This is a genomic window from Pontibacter qinzhouensis, assembly GCF_008017455.1.
Classification (GTDB): Bacteria; Bacteroidota; Bacteroidia; order Cytophagales; family Hymenobacteraceae; genus Pontibacter; species Pontibacter qinzhouensis.
This window is the reverse complement of sequence record NZ_VRTY01000034.1, coordinates 37,545-55,928: the sequence shown is the minus strand read 5'-3', so window position 1 is coordinate 55,928 and position 18,384 is coordinate 37,545. Positions and strand designations below refer to the sequence as shown.

General features: G+C 47.4%; 18 protein-coding genes. 13 read left to right on the top strand and 5 right to left on the bottom strand.

Annotation, left to right across the window (positions count from 1 at the left end):
• From FVR03_RS10745 to FVR03_RS10720, 6 genes are all read left to right on the top strand, one after another.
• The coding region (locus FVR03_RS10745; protein ID WP_147921750.1) for a DUF808 domain-containing protein at window positions 1-766 on the top strand (766 nt) is incomplete at its 5' end.
• A gap of 362 nt (window positions 767-1,128) precedes the next feature.
• A complete protein-coding gene (locus FVR03_RS10740; protein WP_255474168.1) occupies window positions 1,129-1,389 on the top strand; it encodes a hypothetical protein in 261 nt (86 codons plus the stop codon).
• 512 nt (window positions 1,390-1,901) lie between these two features.
• Window positions 1,902-2,882 carry an FtsH protease activity modulator HflK gene (gene hflK, locus FVR03_RS10735; protein WP_147921749.1) on the top strand — a complete coding sequence of 327 codons (981 nt, stop codon included), beginning with the start codon at window positions 1,902-1,904 and terminating at the stop codon, window positions 2,880-2,882.
• Complete coding sequence (gene hflC, locus FVR03_RS10730) at window positions 2,879-3,817, top strand: protease modulator HflC (protein ID WP_147921748.1); 939 nt, start codon at window positions 2,879-2,881, stop codon at window positions 3,815-3,817. Before hflK ends, hflC begins: the two co-directional genes overlap by 4 nt.
• A 221-nt stretch (window positions 3,818-4,038) precedes the next feature.
• The gene (locus tag FVR03_RS10725; RefSeq protein WP_147921747.1) at window positions 4,039-4,368 is read left to right on the top strand and encodes a T9SS type A sorting domain-containing protein; all 330 of its coding nucleotides are present in this window, start codon (window positions 4,039-4,041) and stop codon (window positions 4,366-4,368) included.
• A complete protein-coding gene (locus FVR03_RS10720; RefSeq protein ID WP_147921746.1) occupies window positions 4,365-5,039 on the top strand; it encodes a hypothetical protein in 675 nt (224 codons plus the stop codon). The genes FVR03_RS10725 and FVR03_RS10720 overlap by 4 nt, the downstream gene beginning before the upstream one ends.
• 149 nt (window positions 5,040-5,188) lie before the next feature.
• Here the strand turns inward: FVR03_RS10720 and FVR03_RS10715 are convergent, their stop codons facing one another.
• The 3 genes from FVR03_RS10715 to FVR03_RS10705 form a co-directional block, all read right to left on the bottom strand.
• Window positions 5,189-6,334 carry an FAD-dependent monooxygenase gene (locus FVR03_RS10715; RefSeq protein WP_147921745.1) on the bottom strand — a complete coding sequence of 382 codons (1,146 nt, stop codon included), beginning with the start codon at window positions 6,332-6,334 and terminating at the stop codon, window positions 5,189-5,191.
• Window positions 6,335-6,652: 318 nt separating this feature from the next.
• The gene (locus FVR03_RS10710; protein WP_147921744.1) at window positions 6,653-7,714 is read right to left on the bottom strand and encodes a lysylphosphatidylglycerol synthase transmembrane domain-containing protein; all 1,062 of its coding nucleotides are present in this window, start codon (window positions 7,712-7,714) and stop codon (window positions 6,653-6,655) included.
• Between the two features lie 123 nt (window positions 7,715-7,837).
• Window positions 7,838-8,602: a segregation and condensation protein A gene (locus FVR03_RS10705; RefSeq protein WP_187270121.1), complete on the bottom strand. Its 765-nt coding sequence runs from the start codon at window positions 8,600-8,602 to the stop codon at window positions 7,838-7,840.
• A gap of 384 nt (window positions 8,603-8,986) precedes the next feature.
• On the opposite strand from FVR03_RS10705, the gene dxs reads away from it, so the two are divergent.
• From dxs to FVR03_RS10690, 3 genes are all read left to right on the top strand, one after another.
• The gene (dxs, locus tag FVR03_RS10700; RefSeq protein WP_147921743.1) at window positions 8,987-10,909 is read left to right on the top strand and encodes a 1-deoxy-D-xylulose-5-phosphate synthase; all 1,923 of its coding nucleotides are present in this window, start codon (window positions 8,987-8,989) and stop codon (window positions 10,907-10,909) included.
• 486 nt (window positions 10,910-11,395) lie between these two features.
• Window positions 11,396-12,172 carry an alpha/beta fold hydrolase gene (locus FVR03_RS10695; protein ID WP_147921742.1) on the top strand — a complete coding sequence of 259 codons (777 nt, stop codon included), beginning with the start codon at window positions 11,396-11,398 and terminating at the stop codon, window positions 12,170-12,172.
• 100 nt (window positions 12,173-12,272) lie between these two features.
• The gene (locus FVR03_RS10690; RefSeq protein WP_147921741.1) at window positions 12,273-13,460 is read left to right on the top strand and encodes an MFS transporter; all 1,188 of its coding nucleotides are present in this window, start codon (window positions 12,273-12,275) and stop codon (window positions 13,458-13,460) included.
• A 320-nt stretch (window positions 13,461-13,780) separates the two neighbouring features.
• On the opposite strand, the gene FVR03_RS10685 is transcribed toward FVR03_RS10690, so the two are convergent.
• Window positions 13,781-14,197, bottom strand: a complete 417-nt coding sequence (locus FVR03_RS10685; RefSeq protein WP_147921740.1) for a hypothetical protein — start codon at window positions 14,195-14,197, stop codon at window positions 13,781-13,783.
• A 223-nt stretch (window positions 14,198-14,420) separates the two neighbouring features.
• On the opposite strand from FVR03_RS10685, the gene FVR03_RS10680 reads away from it, so the two are divergent.
• Window positions 14,421-14,711 (top strand): LysM peptidoglycan-binding domain-containing protein, encoded by a 291-nt coding sequence (locus FVR03_RS10680; RefSeq protein ID WP_147921739.1) that lies wholly within the window; start codon window positions 14,421-14,423, stop codon window positions 14,709-14,711.
• Window positions 14,712-14,868: 157 nt separating this feature from the next.
• Here FVR03_RS10680 and FVR03_RS10675 read toward each other — a convergent pair whose 3' ends face one another.
• On the bottom strand, window positions 14,869-15,288 hold the full coding sequence (locus tag FVR03_RS10675) for a nucleoside-diphosphate kinase (RefSeq protein WP_147921738.1): 420 nt from the start codon (window positions 15,286-15,288) through the stop codon (window positions 14,869-14,871).
• 247 nt (window positions 15,289-15,535) lie between these two features.
• On the opposite strand from FVR03_RS10675, the gene FVR03_RS10670 reads away from it, so the two are divergent.
• The 3 genes from FVR03_RS10670 to FVR03_RS10660 are packed head-to-tail and all read left to right on the top strand — an operon-like array spanning window position 15,536 to window position 18,156.
• On the top strand, window positions 15,536-16,555 hold the full coding sequence (locus FVR03_RS10670; protein WP_147921737.1) for a DHH family phosphoesterase: 1,020 nt from the start codon (window positions 15,536-15,538) through the stop codon (window positions 16,553-16,555).
• Between the two features lie 25 nt (window positions 16,556-16,580).
• Entirely contained in the window at window positions 16,581-17,561 is a 981-nt protein-coding gene (locus FVR03_RS10665; protein WP_147921736.1) for an FKBP-type peptidyl-prolyl cis-trans isomerase, read from the top strand.
• 13 nt (window positions 17,562-17,574) lie between these two features.
• Window positions 17,575-18,156, top strand: a complete 582-nt coding sequence (locus FVR03_RS10660) for an FKBP-type peptidyl-prolyl cis-trans isomerase (RefSeq protein ID WP_147921735.1) — start codon at window positions 17,575-17,577, stop codon at window positions 18,154-18,156.
• Window positions 18,157-18,384: the final 228 nt, after the last annotated feature.

The window sequence follows — 18,384 nt, the reverse complement described above, 5'->3', positions numbered from 1 at the left end:
GCGGGAACTCTCGATTATATACCAGATCGCAAAAAAGTCGCTGCTAAACAAGGTGCTGTTGCTAAGCCCGGCGGCCCTTCTGCTCGGGTTCTTCGCGCCATGGGCCATAAGCCCCATATTAATGGTAGGAGGTGCTTTTCTGTGCTTCGAGGGCTACGAAAAAGTACATTCCATGTTTAGCAAACATCACACAGATGACCCACACCAAGCAGGCGAAGAAGTAGAGGTAATTACACCGGATGAATTAGAGAAAACACGTGTAAAAGGAGCAGTCCGTACCGATCTGATTCTTTCTGCGGAAATTGTAGCCATTACTTACTCTACGGTAGCCGACAAAGAATTAACGACCCAAATAGCCGTTATGCTGGCTGTAGCCATATTTATTACCTTCGCCGTTTACGGGTTTGTTGGGCTCATTGTAAAAGCCGATGATATTGGCATGCACATGGCCAAAGAAAATAACCATCCGCAAGTCAGGAAGTTTGGCCAAGGCATGGTGAAGGTTATGCCTGGTTTCTTACAGGCACTCGGGTATATCGGAACGGTTGCCATGTTATGGGTAGGAGCAGAGATTATTGCACATGGCATTCCTTTTACAAGCCACGCGCTGCATAACCTGGAGCATGCCCTGGAAAATGTACCAATTCTGGCCTGGCTTGCCAAAGCACTGGCTTGTGCTATTGCAGGTTTGGTAATAGGTGCTGTTATTGCTAAAGTAGTGGCCCTGGCAAGTAGCCTGAAACCTAAAAAGCAAGCGGTAAGTTAACTGTTGGTATTACTGTAACAAAAAGCAAAGCAGCTTTGGTGCAGCAGGAGCTTCAGGCAGGCATCTGGTCTTTTAGCTTTCTTATTAGAGCAGGCTAAAAGACCAGATGCGACGTATTTGCAGCAAAACCAGCACTTACTAAGTACATTTCGCTAAAACATATCGGGTGGACCCTTGGCAGAATTCGGATGCAAAATCTTCTGGAGGCTGTTTTCATTAGAATAATTTAGTGGCCAATACTGAACCGGTTACTATATCCGACAGAACTCCTTGGCAGGTACTTGGTTCGCAAATAAGCTTAAAATGAAACTAATTCGTAGCTGCCATACTTCATCAATAAAAAACAAATCAACCTGAGCACTTTGGAATATTCAATGTTTGAAAGGCTTCCGTTGCGGAGCCAGACAGAATCTTTAGCGAAAGACGGCATTGTGCTGGGCCGGCGGCAATATAAGGAGTGGCAGGTAACGCTGTACTCGCTAAATGGTGTGTTTGTGGAGCTATGGGCGGGTAAAGCAGCACAGGTTATCAGCACATTCAAAAAATCTGCTAACGCTGTTGCCGTAGTTGACCCTTATATTGAGCAAGTTGATTTTCAGGATTTCCTCACTCCGGATTTCTAGCCAAAGGGTTTAAATTTGCTTCTCTTTTACGCGCATGTTCTGCCACTACTGTCATTGCCTCAACTGAAGGTCTTCATTGTTATCTCTAAACCTGGTGTAGTTAGTAACAACACCTACATATTATTCGGCTAGAACAAACAGAACAGCAGAAGTAGTAAGGTGAGTCATAAACTAAGCCTTAAAATTATACAAGTTGACTGCCTCCACGTCTAATGCAGGATTCGAATTATTCGAATGAAAATAGCCTTCAGAAGGTTTTCTGGGTTTTACGGTCAAGGGTGCAAGCTATTACTCTATTTATTTTGGTCCGAAACTTTCACTAAATCAGATTTTTATCTTTTTTGTTTGGGCAGGTGCATGAGCTGCGCATGCTATGGGGTTATTACTGACCTTTGCAGATGCTACTTCTTTAAGGCTGCGGCACATTATTTATTTATTCTTAGCATAAGTTAGACTTTAGCACTATATTAGAATAAATCCTTAAATAGTTCAGTAATTGAGTCTGTAGCCTTATGTTCGAAGAAAATTACAAATTTCAATATTACCTGTATCTCTTTCAGAAACATTTTCGGAAGGTGCTGCTTGGTCTCTTTCTGCTGATTTTGATACTCACCTCGGTGAAGACTATTGGCCCCGAAGAAGAAGGCGTGGTGCTCTATGTGGGCCAGTATAACCGAACCGTGGAGCCAGGGCTGAGTTTTATTCTTCCGTTTGGGATTGAAAGAATGTACAAAATACCGGTGCAACGGCAGCTGAAGCAGGAGTTCGGCTTCCGAACGGCTAATACGGGCAACAACACCCGATACTCAAGCGAGAATTTTGCAGACGAATCGCTGATGCTGACCGGCGACCTGAACCTGGCCAATGTAGAGTGGGTGGTGCAGTACCGCATCGTGAACTCGTACTATTACCTGTTCCGGGTACGAGATGCCGAAAAAGCTCTCCACGACATGTCGGAGTCTGCAATGCGCAAAATCGTAGGCGACCGCACCGTGAACGAGGTCCTGACGGTAGGCCGCCAGGAAGTGGCCACCAGTGTGGAAGTGCTGCTCCAGAAAATGTGCGAAGAATATGAGAACGGCATCCGGATAGACCAGGTCGTGCTGCAGGATGTGAATCCGCCTGAACCGGTAAAACCGTCGTTCAATGCCGTAAACCAGGCCCAGCAAGAGCGCGAAACACTCATTAACCAGGCCGAGGCCGATTATAACCGCATTATTCCGCGTGCGCGTGGCGAGGCCGATGAAACGGTTCAATTGGCAGAGGCCTATGCGCTTACCAGGATAAACGGAGCCACCGGCGAGGCCGATCGCTTCACCTCCCTGTACCAGGAATACGCCAAAGCGCCCGAGGTAACCAAAAAACGCATCTACCTCGAAACCATGGAAAGAATCCTGCCCAAAATAGGCACCAAAGTAATTGTGGACGAACGGGGCAACAACGTGCTCCCCTTATTAAACCTCGACCAACAGCAACCCAAAAGTAACCCATGAGAACTTCCAGAATCATATATCTTGTAGTAGCCCTTGTAGTGGTGACCTTAGCTTTCAGCAGTGTTTTTGTTTTGGATGAAACACAGCAGGCTATTGTAACGCAATTCGGCAAGCCTGTGGGCGAGCCTCGCACAAAGCCGGGTCTCAACTTCCGGGTACCGGTTGTGCAGAAGGTGCAGTTCTTCGATAAGCGCTTTTTAGAGTGGGACGGCGATGCCAACCAGGTACCAACCAAAGACAAGAAATTTATATTTGTAGACACCTACGCCCGCTGGCAGATCACCAATCCGCTGCAGTTTTTTATCCGCCTCCGCGATGAGCGCTCCGGCCAGTCCAGGCTCGACGATATTCTGGACGGTGAAACCAGAAACGCCATAGCCAGCCACGAACTGCTGGACATCGTGCGCTCTACTAACCGTGAGCCAGAGGTATCTGAAGATTACATGGAAGACCTTGAGGTACTGGAAAAAATAACGGTAGGCAGAGAAAAAATTGAGGCCCTGATCTTAAAAAGAGCCAATGAGCGAACAGCAGACCTGGGCATCAGGATTCTGGACTTCAGGTTTAAGCGCATGAATTATGTAGATGAGGTGCGCAACCGGGTATACGACCGCATGAAAAGTGAGCGCGACCGTATTGCAGACCAGTTCCGCTCCGAAGGCCAGGGCGAAGCCCGGAAAATACAAGGCAACAAAGAACGCGACCTGGCCAAGATCAAGTCGGAGGCGGTTCGGGAGTCTGAGCAGATCAGGGGTAAAGCAGATGCGGAGGCTACCTCTATTTATGCCGCAGCTTACAACCGCAATACCCAGACAAAAGAGCTCTATAATTTCCTGAAATCGATGGAAACGCTCGAAAAATCTTTCGACGAGAAGACCAGCATCGTCGTGTCTACCGACAGTGAGTTGTTCCGGTACCTGAAGCGGGCTAATTAAGGTTTTGTGGTAAAAAATATTTAAATCTGTGCCTTGATTTCATAGCTGACAAATAATCAATATTGCTAAATTTATAAACCTTATTCAAATAGCAAACTAAAGCTGTCGTAATAAATCAGCAACCCGCAAATGAAAAACGGGTAAAAATGTCTTAATAAGGGCTATGAAAGCACATTATCCAACATTTCTAATTTTTAATTTGGCGAAGCTCTAAAGGCACCATGACAAAGTATATCTCAGCCTTAATTCTGGCTTGTATCTGTTTTATAAGTTGCAACGACAAACCTGACATAGAGCCAATCACTTCTCATGTACTGCAGGTATTCCCGAATCCGGCTTTCTATACTACGCAGATTATAGTAGACAACAGCGAGAACAAGCCTTACGTGCTGCAGGTATTTGATACAAAGGGGAAGGTGATGCTGGAACGGAACATTACCACCGGATCTAACAACTTTCAACTTGACTTAAGTGATCAGCCAGTTGGGAAGTATCAGGTAATACTGAAAGCAGATAAAATAGTCGCCACGCGTGCTTTTTTGAAACTATGAAGCTGACATGCTACCTGACGCTGTTTTTGCTGCTGGCAATTTCAGCGCCTTCATTTTGTCAAAATTCTGATAAAGAGTATTTTATAACCTTAAACGGCAACTTATATCTGCCGGTTCAGAATCCTGACAAGGGTGTATTTCCCATTTTATGGTACGACAAAGAGACAGATCCTAAATTGCTGATTGGGGGCATGGGTGCTGGCTTTACAATATTTAAGCCAACCACAATCCGTAACCTGAAACTGAAAGGGCAGGCAAACCTCTCCAGGTATACCTACTGGGATGAGCCCATGATCTTAATAGATGAGAACAATAACCCGCGCGAACCGTTCCTGGCAAGTTCTTCAGACTTCACAATAGGGGCGACAGGTACTGCTCATTACGCTTTCGCAGAAAAATTCTCTGTAGGCACAGGCCTTGGAGCGCAAGTTATGCTTTTTTCCCTGTCACGCCTGCCCGAAACAGAACATTCGGATAAATCGATCAGGCGGAACCGGCATTATAAGCCACTTGTGCCTATACTACCACTAGAACTTTCTTACAAGGCTCAGGCAACGCTGTTTAATCTTAGGTATGAACACGGCCTTATAAATAGAATAAGAGGTGATTTGAAAAACTACCGGACAGATAATTATGGGCTGCTTATTTTTGAAATAGGAGTCAGAATGTAAACAATAGCTGGCGCTCAGTAAAGGTTAATCTGCCGGGTTCGGCACCAAAGCCATTTACACCTAATTTGGCTCCGGAAGGCTGTTTTTATTAGAATAATTGAGGGATTAACCTGGCAAATGATTCGTGATGTCATAACTAGCACGGCTTCTCAAAAATCAACCTCATATAGCCATTCCATCTGGCGTTGCGTCATTGCTTTTGGCGTGAGCCGGAACAGCGCATTGCGGCTGCGATAAAGCAACGGATTCTCCCACTGCGATACTTCCCCTAACAAGCGCGAAAGCCTGATAACCTTTGCTGTGCGTGCTACTCTGCGCTTTTGGTAATTTTTTTCTAAAGCAACCGCTACATCCTGCTCCTGCTGCAGGCACTGCCCCAGCACCACAGCATCTTCTATGGCCTGGCACGCACCCTGCCCCATGTTGGGTGTGGTAGCATGAGCAGCATCGCCAAGTAACACAATACGGCCGTATACAAACTGCTTCAGCGGCTTCAGGTCGGCAATATCTCCCCAGATGAGTTGCCCGGGTTTGGTGGCCGCCAGTATGGCGGGTACGGCGGGCGGCAAGTTATGGAAATGCTCTGCCAGCTGCTGCGGTGTCATCAGGCGCATGCGTTCATCCTGTGCAGGCGCATTAAGGCAGGCGTACCAGTAAATCGTATTGCCCTGCAGCGGCGCAATGCCTACCCGCCCTTGCGGTGCCCAGGTTTCGGCAGAGATCATGTTGTTTATCTGCACGCCAGGGTTCTCGACAATGCCGCGCCAGCAAGTGTAGCCGGCATAGCGCGGCTGGCTCTGTGGCAACAGTTGCCGCCGCACCACCGAGCTTATACCATCTGCTGCAATCAGCAGATCGGTGGTGGTTTGGGTGCCATCGGTGAAAGTTACGTGTACCTGCTCGCCCTGCTGCTTTATGTGCTGGCAGCGCTTGTTCAGGGAAAGCGTATCGGGCTGCAGGTGCTGGTGCAGCACATCGTGCAGGTCGGCGCGGTGTATTACAAAGTTGTTGATGCCGTATTTGCTGCTGAGCGGGCGCGTGTCCATATCGCTGATTACGTTGCCACGCTCGTCCAGAATAGTCAGTGCCTGTAGTTGCTTGCCGCGAGCCACCACTTTTTCTGCCACGCCTAGCCTGGTCAGCGCCTGTATGGCATTGGCAGCCAGGCCTACACCTGCACCAACTGGTTTCAGTTCAGGAGCAGCCTCGTAGACTGTTGCCTCTATGCCCATTTGTTGCAGCGCAATGCCAGTGCACAAACCACCTATTCCACCACCAACTATAGCTACTTTCATGCTTCGCTTTCTGAGTTTAGATATTTCAAAAATAGCCTTGGCTCTTTGCATCAAAAAAACCATTGGAAGGCCATTTTCATTAGAATAATTGCTGCTTAAATTAGTTTAATGGCTTACTTGTTAAATGGTTGGTTTATAAAGGAGCGCTAAGACCTCGTAGCGTGCGCAGCTCCTGCGAGTGTCTGGGCAAAGCAGATGAACTATCAACAATCTCTTTCTCAGACATGCCTGAGGTCTGGCATCTAATACAGTTAAAAAGCTTCCGGAAGGGCTATTTCATTAGAAAAATTTAACTGCCTCCCAGCCCCGATATAGCGCTTAGCGGCGCAGTTCCTTTTCCGCAGCCGGCCTTCCGAACACTTTTGCCACCCACCTTGGCAGGAACACAGAACCTAGCAGCAGGTATGGGTAGTATGTTATTAAACGGTAGAGCACCACTACAATAGTACTGAAGCTGCCCAGAAAGCTGCCGAAAAAACTCGGGAAAGCCATCTCTACAATGCCTGCGCCACCAGGAGTAATAGCCACCAGCATCACGATCCAGAAAATAAGGTTGCGCGATATAATCAGCATGTGCTCGCCGAAGGTAACATCGGTAAAGGCAGCTATCAGGCAGTTGAGCAGGAAATAACGGGCGCTCCACACAAATATCGTAGAGATAATGGCACGGGCCCAGTAGTTGAAATCTTTGCCTTTGAGTTGCTGCGATGCCCACATAATTTCGTTGCCATGCTGAAAAGCACCAACCCGCCACCTGCGCAGAAAACCCCAGGAAGTAACCTTTAACAGCAGCCATTTAAACGCTCGCGGCCTTACGAAAAGCGCATATATCATGAGAAACGTATACACAGCAATAAGCATGTAGCTTACATAAAACGCCACTTGCAGGTTAGCTACAAAAGAAGGATCCAGGTCGAAGGTGGGGAAAACCTGCCCTTGTGTAGCCAGTAGCACCAACGGGGCCGCCAGTATAAAAAACATATTATCGAGCACAGCCGTGAACATAACATAGGCCAGCGACTTGCCCAGCGGTATGCCTTCTTTGTTCAGGATAATGGTAGCTACGGCAGTACCACCCACCACCGAAGGCGTAATAGCCGATGCAAATTCCCAGAGCATAATTACATCGAGGCTGTTGCGCCAGGTCAGAAACTTATCGGTAAGGCTCCTGATGCGGTACATGTAGCCCAGGTCGCGGATAATAAGCACCAGTACAGCGGCAAATAGCCATCCCAGGTGAGCTTGGGTAATGCCTTTTAGCTCACTCAGGCGGTCGTCCTTTATAAAAAGCCAGGCCGTAGCTCCAAGCCCCAGCAGCACCGGGATCAGGACTTTTACAGGGCTAAAACTCTTCAGTATTGTCTTTTTATTCTGGTCCATGTAGGTGTTGTGGTCACCTGCCTCCAATAGCAGCTGTTTCGCAAGTGGCAGGCAAAGAAACTAAAAGATTCTGATAAGCTAAATACTGCTTCGCTGGCAGTTTACCTGTATAACGTGTTCCTACTAACGCAGTTCTGTTACCTGGTTAGCGTCTCCCTCTGCTACCCTTAACACAAAATCGTTAAAGCCATCGCCTACTTCAATATCTATCTGGTTGAGTTGCAGCATTTCCAGTATGGCCAGGAAGTTAAAAATCATCCCGATCTTGTCAGGGAAAGCCGAAATAACCTCCGAAAAAGTCATCCGATATTTTGCTTTAATGGCTTTCAGAATATACTCTTTCTGATCTTCGATGGTGTAGGGGTAGGTAATAACCGTGTGCCGGGGGTGGTTCTGCTCCTCTTCGAAGCGGCGCATTACCTTGTCGAACACGCGCATAATTTTGTAGAGGCTCAGGTCCTGCAACTCGTACTCGAAGTGGTTGGCGTTGGCGATTTGCTGGAGTTCCTGGTGTATGTTGCCGCGGTTCTCCTGTGCCAGCCGTTGCTCCTCCATAGTGCTGAGGTCAGGTATAATATCTTTAAACCGCTTGTACTCGAGCAGGTGCTGCACCAGTTCCTGGCGTGGGTCAATTTCGTTGCCTTCCTCGTCTTTCTCGGTGCGGGGCAGCAGCATCTTGGCTTTTATGCGCATAAGGGTGGCAGCCGTCAGGATAAAATCGCTGGCGACCTCGATGTTCAGTTTCTCCAGCTGCCGGATGTAACCCACAAACTCGTTTGTAATCTGGAAAATAGGAATGTCATGAATGTCTAGTTCATCGCGTTCAATAAAAAAGAGCAACAGGTCGAACGGCCCCTCAAACAACGGTAATTTAATCTCGAAACTCACCTATATAGCTATAATTTAAGCGTAACATGCTTCACTTCACACAAAAATAAGTATTTTCAGGATAAGGAAAGCACCCTCGCCCGGCAACAACAGCTGTTCTTTTAAAATTCAGTTTTAAACTATTTGACCCTAAGCCCTGTATACAAAAACATTTGTTAGCCTAAAACTATTGAATGGTACTATGTTGGCTGGCAAAGCGCAGGAGGAAAGATAGTTTTGGAGCGGTCATATAGTTAATTTTATTTAACTTTACATTTTGGCTATAAAGAGTACCCGAAATTAATGTTTCTGTTTATGTATAAATTCTTTCGGGCATTGAAATGAGACTTACGCAAAGCAAACTTTTGCTGCAATAAATTGTTAGAAGTCTATAAAGACAATTCTATGATTCTTAAACCAGGAGAGCTGCTTGCCTCCATAGACAAACCTGCCGACCTCCGGAAACTGAAGGAAGAGCAATTGTTGCAAGTGTGTCAGGAGCTGCGGCAATACATTATTGACGTAGTATCGATTCATGGCGGGCATTTTGGTGCCAGCCTGGGTGTGGTAGAACTCACAACAGCACTCCATTATGTTTTTAATACGCCTTACGACCAGCTGGTGTGGGATGTAGGCCACCAGGCTTACGGCCATAAAATATTAACCGGCCGAAGGGATATTTTTCATACCAACCGCAAATACGGCGGCCTTTCCGGTTTTCCGAAACGCAAAGAAAGTGACTACGATGCTTTTGGTGTAGGACACTCCAGCACCTCTATTTCAGCTGCCTTAGGCATGGCAGTAGCCTCGCAGTACAAAAAAGAAAATAAGCGACAGCACATTGCCGTGATAGGCGATGGTGCCATGACGGGTGGAATGGCTTTTGAAGCTCTGAACCATGCCGGCGTTGCCAATGCCAACCTGCTGGTCGTGCTCAACGACAACTGCATGAGCATAGACCCGAATGTAGGTGCCCTCCGCGAGTACCTGACCGATATTACCACCTCCCGCACTTATAACAAGATGCGCGATGAGATCTGGAACTTATTAGGCAAAATCAGCAAGTTTGGCCCCAATGCCCAGCAAATATTATCTAAAGTAGAAAGTGGCGTAAAAGCGGCTCTCATGAAACAAAGTAACCTGTTTGAGGGCATGAATTTCCGCTATTTCGGCCCGATAGACGGTCATGACATTCATCATATGACGTCGGTGCTGAATGATCTGAAACATATTCCGGGTCCAAAAATACTGCACGTTCTGACCACCAAAGGCAAAGGATTTGCACAGGCCGAGAAAGAGCAGACCAAATGGCACGCGCCTGGCCTGTTCGATAAAATTACCGGCGAAATCTATAAAAAGCATTACGACACGCCGCAGGCACCTAAGTACCAGGATGTGTTTGGGCATACGCTGGTGGAGCTGGCTGAGCAGAACGCAAAAATAATGGGCGTAACTCCTGCCATGCCATCTGGTTGCTCGCTTAATATTATGATGAAGGCCATGCCAGATCGCGCTTTTGACGTGGGCATTGCCGAACAGCACGCGGTAACGTTCTCTGCCGGACTGGCAACACAGGGGCTTATTCCGTTCTGTAACATTTACAGCACCTTTATGCAGCGCGGTTACGACCAGGTAGTGCACGATGTGTGTCTGCAGAATCTGCCGGTAGTCTTCTGCCTCGACAGAGCAGGCTTTGCCGGTGCCGATGGCCCTACGCACCACGGTGCTTACGATATAGCCTATATGCGCTGCATCCCAAACATGGTGGTGTCGGCTCCTATGAATGAGCAGGAACTGCGAAACATCATGTTTACAGCCTCTCAGGATGGTGCAGGACCATTTACCATACGCTACCCACGTGGCGAAGGGGTGATGCCGCAGTGGCGTACACCACTGGAACTGATCGAGATCGGCAAAGGCCGTACGGTGCAGGAGGGGGAGGAAGTAGCTCTGCTAACCTTTGGACACATTGGTAATTACGCAGTGGAGGTTTGTCAGAAATTAAGCTTTGAAGGCATTACGCCTGGGCACTACGACATGCGTTTTGCCAAACCATTGGACGAGGAACTGCTGCACCACATCTTCAGCAAATACGATAAAGTTGTTACCGTGGAAGATGGCTGCCTGCAAGGTGGCTTCGGAAGTGCGGTGCTGGAGTTTATGGTTGACAATGGCTATACCGCCCAGGTGAAACGCCTTGGCATGCCCGACAAGATATTTGAACACGGTTCCCAGGAGGAGCTTCACAAGGAAGCTGGTTTCGACCAGGCTGCTATAGAACGTGCTGTACGCGAAATGGTGGGGGCGCGGGTAAAGGTGAAAATTTAGATAGCTGAAGTTATATTTTCAGCTAATCTTGCTTACTGTTAAATGCATGTTTATTCGTTCTGCCAACTGTATTGCAATCAGTTTGGTTTGCTACTTGAAGCTAGCTTTCACCTCGCCGGCTAGGCCTTACTTTTCTCCTTGCTGAGAATAGAGGGCCCCTGCACTCCCACTCGCTGAACGCTCTTTTTCGAGGGCCCCTTCCCCCACAAAAAATCGTCAATTGTGCACCTGGCAAACTTTTCAGCTTCGTAGCTTAAAAGGTTTTAATTTAATGTTTTAGGGTTCTACAAATTAGTTGATGACTATAAAGTTATTTGATTTTATGTAACATCATTTAAGCAAGACATAAATTACCAGAGAGCAGGCTATGGCACTTTCTCTGCCACAAATATAAACCAAACCGCCAGAGCTGCTGCAGCTTTGGCGGTTTGGTTTATATTTGTAACGTAAGCCACTACTTTAATTCAAAGCATCAAAACATAGACTATGGAAAACAAAACCTACTCCGATACTGGCTCCGGTCCTACACTGGTTTTTCTGCATGGCTTCTGCGAAAGCAAGCAGGTGTGGGAGGCGTTTACAAAGCCTCTGCAGCAGCAGTTCCGTATTATTGCCCTGGACCTGCCTGGCCATGGCGCTAATACCGGAAATAGCAGCAACTACAGCATGGAGTTCATGGCCGATGATGTAAAACGGCAACTGGATGAAATGCAGGTGCACCAATGTGTGCTGGTAGGCCACTCCATGGGCGGCTATGTAACCATGGCATTTGCTGAAAAGTATGGTAGCCTGCTCAAAGGTTTTTGCCTTTTCCACTCCTCCGCTCTCCCCGACACCGAAGAGAAAAAGGAGAACCGCAACAAAACAATAGCCTATGTGGAGCAGCATGGGGTTGATAATTTTATTAATCCGTTTATTGAGCCGCTATTTTTTAAAGGCAATCGTGCCCGCCTGAAGGCTGAGATTGAGTTGATGAAGACCATCGGGAAGCAGACACCACAGGCAGCTGTAACCGGAGCACTGGCTGCTATGCGCGACCGCCCCGACCGAACGCAGGTGCTACAGGAAGTAAAGTGCCCTGTGTTGTTCATTTTCGGGAAAGACGATGGTGCCGTGCCGCTTGAGAAGGCACTGGAACAATGCCACCTGCCATACAATAGTTTAGTACATTTTCTGGGGGATACTGGCCACATGGGTATGTTTGAGAGAAAAACCGAAACACAACAAACACTGCAGCAGTTCGCTGAAACCGTATTTGCCTAACAATAACCATGGCTGTGCCGGAAGCTGTTGATGCCTCTGACACAGCCATGCCTCCTTTAACTGCTGCTTTACATAAAGCCACTCCCATTCCTGTACTACCTTGACAACCAACGCCTCTTCAGTTCCCGGTATTATTCTGCCTGCCATTGTGGTATCGCAGTTTGCGGGTACCTCGTTGTGGTTTGCCGGAAATGCGGTGCTGCCGGAGCTGCAGCAGGTCATGCACTTGCAGAACGAAGCGCTGGCCCTGTTAACCTCAGCGGTGCAGCTTGGCTTTATTGCCGGTACCTTCTTTTTCGCATTCTTTTCTATTGCCGATAGAATATCGCCCCGGCTGCTGTTTTTGCTGTGCGCCTTGTTGGGAGCAGGTGCCAATGCCCTTATTTTGCCCCTGGCGCAAAACCTGACGGGAGTGCTGTTGCTGCGGACTCTCACCGGGTTTCTGCTGGCTGGTATTTACCCCGTAGGCATGAAGATTGCCGCTGGCTGGTACAGCAAAGGCTTAGGCAGAGCCATCGGGTACCTGGTGGGGGCGCTGGTGCTGGGCACGGCCTTCCCGCATTTATTACGAGCTTTTGATGGAGTATTGCCCTGGCGCATGCTGCTGCTTACTGTAAGTGCACTGGCTGCCGCAGGAGGCTTGGCTATGTACCTGTTGGTGCCCGATGGGCCTTACCTGAAAAAAGCTGCCCGGTTTGAGGCTTATAACATGCTGCTTGCTTTCCGCAACAATGCTTTCCGGAGGGCTGCGCTTGGCTATTTCGGGCACATGTGGGAGTTGTACACGCTGTGGGCTTTTACGCCATTTATTATAGCTTTTGCGCTGCCACAACTAGCCCCAGGCGAGGTTTCTCTGTGGAGCTTTAGCGTAATTGCAGCCGGAGCAGTAGGGTGTGTAGGTGGTGGGTATTTATCGCAGAGGTATGGGAGTGGGGAGGTGGCATTCTGGCAACTGCTGCTCTCGGGGCTTTGCTGCCTGCTGGCGGTGGTGGTGTTGCAGGTGTCTTCGGAGGTACTGGTGCTGTTGTTCCTGCTTTGCTGGGGTGTGGTGGTAGCCGGAGACTCGCCTCAATTATCGACGCTTACTGCGCAAACGGCTCCTGCACACCTGGTAGGCACAGCGCTAACCGTCGTTATTTCCATCGGCTTTGCCGTCACCATTATCAGCATTCAACTGATGGCTTTTCTTCTCACACGTTTTCCGCCGTATGCTGTGTTGCCTGTACTGGCTATCGGTCCGGCTCTGGGTCTGCTCTCGCTGCGGCACCTTCGCGTAGCCAAACGTTAATATTGCAGTGGCAGCGCTCTGGTTAGCCCACTACTCCGTAAATTATTCTAATCAAAATGCCCTTCAGAGGGATTTTCTGCGAAAAAAGACCAAGGGTATAAGTCTCTTTCTTATAAACTGAAGATTAGAAACCAGAAATAATTTTAAAATAACAATCAACAATTTAACAATCAACACCCAACTGCCAGCAATTATTCTAATGAAAACAGCCTTCCGAAGGCTTTTAGCTAGGTAGAAGGCCAAGGGTACCCCAAGCCACGAAAAACAACAACGGCTCCTGCTGTTAGTAGGAGCCGTTGCCAGTTATAGAATAGCCGGAGTTATTGAGCTTTCAGTTCCATCTTTTCACCATTTCCTCCTACCAGGCGCATTTCTTTTTCTGTGAGCTGCTCTACCGTAAAGTTCTCAGAAACATCTGCTCCCTGGAACTGCAGCGACAGGCGCTTAGCAGATTGGTCGAACGACCAGGTGCCTGTTTGCAAAGAACCGCCGCCACCCAGCGCAAACCGGCCGTCGGAGTAGAACTGCATGGTTTCAGCTTTCTCTTCTTTTGTTAGTTTATCTTTGTTGCCAGCAGCATCTAGTTCCTTATCGGCTTTCCAGGTTTTGCTGCTGCTACCCGAAATCATGTTCTGTGTGCCTACTTTCTCGTTTCCGCCACAGCTTACCAGTACCAGCATCAGCATGGCAAACATAGCTGTATACAGCTGGCTCATGTTCGATTTCATATTTTTCATAGTCTTATAGTTAGTTATACATGTACTCCTGTTGCCACTAGAGCCGTGCAGGATGTGTGAGTGATTACGGCTAAACACAAGAATAAGTTGATATGGCTTCTGAAAACTATATTGTTTGATCGGGGCTAAAACTAACTGAACCGGTTGGCGTATGAAACAGGTACGCGACAGGATAAAACCTCGGCAGCGTTGAAGTATATGTTTGATTTAAAATATTTTATATATGGGACTAAGTGATTTTTTTAAGAAAGGAAAGGAAGAGCCAATAAAGCCTGCTCCGGCAAAGGCTCCACAACAACCAGTTGCTGCTCCGGCGCCGCAACCCGCTCCTGCGGCTGCTGCTCCTCAGCAAGATGTTTACACGGTGGCTAGTGGCGATTCGCTCTCTAAAATTGCCAAGAAATTTTATGGCGATGCCGGATCCTGGAAAAAAATATACGAGGCAAACAAGGCTACTATCGGTTCAAACCCCGACCTGATTAAACCAGGTCAGCAGTTTGTGATACCGCGCTAAGCAGGAAAACACAGCAAAACAAAAAGCCCGCTGCACCAGGTTGTGCAGCGGGCTTTTTGTTTTGCTCAACTAAAAGCTTTGTAACGGCCAGAGGCCTCAGAATAATAGACACGAGCGAGGACGCTCGCACCAGCATAATTTTTAATTTGGCGAAGCCCTAAAAGCGCTCGTCAGCAGCGAAAAAGAAATCGCCTTCGATCTGTGCGTTTTCGTCTGAATCTGAACCGTGTACAGCGTTTGCTTCTATAGACTTGGCATATACCTTCCGGATAGTACCTTCTTCGGCCTGAGCAGGGTTTGTAGCACCAATCAGTTTACGGAAATCTTCTACGGCATTGTCTTTTTCAAGAATCATGGCTACGATAGGGCCAGAAGACATATATTTTACCAGATCGCCATAGAACGGACGCTCTTTGTGCACTTCATAGAATTTTCCGGCACGCTCTTCAGTCAGCTGCGTTTTTTTCATAGCCACCACGCGGAAGCCACCTTCTTCAATCATTTTAGTGATGCCGCCAATATGGTTCTCAGCCACTGCATCGGGCTTAATCATGGTAAACGTCTTGTTTGCTGCCATTTCTGTTGATCTTATAATTTTTGGTAGATATTTTGTTTTAGCGCCTTGCCAATTGCGCTGCAAAAGTAGTAAATTCTGGGCATTGTCACCTAGTTTTCAGTTTTACTTTATCTTTAAGCCCGGTTCCAGAGGTTCAGAAAACAAGATACAAAAGCGCCTGCAGGAGCAAATTAATTGCATTAGAAGTTATTTATGCTGAAATTCGCAACTTATTTCCTTATAAATCAGAGGAGTTATAACTGGCTGTATGCACGATATTGATGCTCTAAAAGAGCTTTTAAAAGAGCCTAAAGAGGTGATGATCACCACACACCATAAACCTGATGCCGATGCGTTGGGTTCTTCGCTGGGTCTGGCAGGTTATCTGAAAAAGAAAGGGCATCGGGTTACGGTGATCACCCCTTCCGATTATCCTAACTTTCTGGCCTGGATGCAGGGCAACGACGAGGTGCTGGTGTATTCCGATAAAAACGACGCGCTGGTGCGCCGTATCATTTCCGAATCGCAGGTTATTTTCTGCTTAGACTTTTCGGCTCTTTCGCGTATTAGCGAAATGGGCGAGTATATCCGCGAAGCAAAAGGCACCAAAGTGCTCGTAGACCACCACCTGGAACCCGAGAACTTTGCCGACCTCGACTATTCTAACAGCGCTGCCGCTGCCACTGCCGAACTGGTATACGACCTGATAAAGGCGATGGGCGATGGCGACATGATTGATACACAGATTGGCGAATGCCTGTATGCCGGCATCATGACCGATACCGGCTCTTTCCGCCACCCAAGCACCTCTAAAAATGTGCACCTTATTATTGCCGACCTGCTCCATATAGGGGTAAACACCTCCAACATTCACCGGCTTATTTACGACAGCTCTTCGGAACTGCGCCTGCGCTTTCTGGGTTATGCCCTAAAAGACAAGCTGGTGGTGCTGCGCGAGTATAACACGGCCTACTTTGCCATTACTGCCGAAGAACTGAAAGCCTACGACTCTAAAACCGGCGATACCGAAGGGCTGGTAAATTTTGCCTTGTCTATTGAAGGCATTGTGTTTGCTGCCATTATTATAGACCGTAGCCAGGCTGTTAAAATGTCGTTCAGGTCGGTAGGTAGTTTTTCGGTGAACGAGTTTGCCCGCCAGCATTTTAGCGGAGGCGGACACCGCAATGCCGCAGGAGGCATATCGTATGAGCCGCTGGAGGCAACAGTAGAGAAATTCGAAAGCCTGCTCCCGCTATATAAAACCGAGCTGCTCGGCAGCAACAATTAAACAAATAATTCTCAACAAATAAAAAATGCTATTTAAAACCAAACTCCTGTTGCCAGTTATAGCTGGTGCACTTTTGTTCCAGGCGTGTAACAAAAAAGACGAATTTCAGACGTCAGCAAACGGGCTGAAATACAAAATTTATGAATTAAACGATAAGGGTGAGTATGAGGCAAAAGGCAAAATTGCCGACTCCGATACATCCGGCGCACGCATGGGCCAGATCATCGCCTTCCATATGACCCTGAAAAACGACGCTGACTCTGTGTTGGTAGATACCCGCACCCAGAAACCAGCTTTCCCGGCAATGCTTCCTATTGTGGAGCCGAGCATGAAAGGTGGCCTCGAAGAAGCCCTGATGATGCTTTCTGATGGTGATAGCGCTGTTTTCAAGATAAATGCCGATTCGCTTTTTGCCCACACCTACAAGCAGCCGCTTCCTCCTTTTATTAAGCAAGGCTCTGACCTGACCTATTTTATTAAAGTAGACCGTGTTATGAACCGCGAGCAGGCGGAGGCTTACCAGCAGGAGGTAATGGAGAACATGCAGAAACAAGAGCATGCCGATATGCTGAAAAACCTGAAGACAGACAGCGCTATGGTATCGCAGCTCAAGGCCGACAGCACTATTATACAAAAGTACGTACAGGACCAGAAGCTGACAGGTGTGCAAAAATCGCCGCTTGGCGTATATTACACGGTAACACAAGCTGGCCAGGGACCACAGGCAGCAGCAGGCGATATGGTATCGGTGCACTACAAACTGTCTAACCTGAGCGGCAAGCAACTGGAGACATCTGAAGGCAACGAGCCGTTTAAATTCCCGTTAGGTCGCGGACAGGTTATACCAGGCTGGGACGATGCCATTGCACAGCTGAAAGAAGGTAGCAAAGCCACATTGCTTATTCCTTCTTCGTTAGCGTACGGTGCACGTGAGCAAGGCCCTGATATGCCAGCCAACTCTATCCTGCGTTTCGATATTGAACTAGTTGATGTAGAGAAAAATTAATTTAACTTTAGTTATGCGTTTATTACCTTTTATAACCAACAGCAGCCCGAAAAGCATTTTAGTAAAAGTGTTCTTCTTTTTTATGGTAGCTGCCTCTTTTTCAGCTTGTAAAGAACCTCAGAACCCGTATAGGAATCGTTGTTATCCTACTTTGGAAGAGAAGCTAGCTCAAAAGCCAAAAGATATAGACGTTATCAAGAAGCATTTTCGAGAAAAAGGTGTCGACACAACCAATATGCAGTCTACTTCATCTGGTTTGCACTACGTTATATTAGATAATGGCACCGGCGATCAAGTTAAAAAGGGTGATAGAGTGCTGGTGCATTATTTTGGAAAGACATTAGATGGATATGAATTTGATAATTCTAGACAAAGCAGAGATCCACAAATTGTTAATTCTGGCTTCTCTGTACAAGTAGGTGTATCCCAAGTAATTGAAGGATGGCATGAGGCTCTTGAGCTGATGAAAGTTGGGGATGATATTAGATTCTACATACCCTCATACTTAGCATATGGCCCTTGCGGAAGTGCAGGGGCGATTGGTAGCAATGAAGTTCTTATTTTTGAAATTCAGTTACTTCGGATAGTGAAATAATTAAATTTCACATTTTAATAAAAAAGAGACTGCTCATAACGGGCAGTCTCTTTTTTTATGGCTTTTTCTAAATTTGTTGTACTAACCCTTGGCGCTTTTCTGCCTTGTTCCCTTTGGAAGGCTGTTTTCATTAGAATAATTAGCGTGTTTATTATTGATTTATTAAATGGCAGATTAACGATATTCCGAAAGACCTCGCAGCGCGCGTAGCTCCTGTGAGGGTCTGGG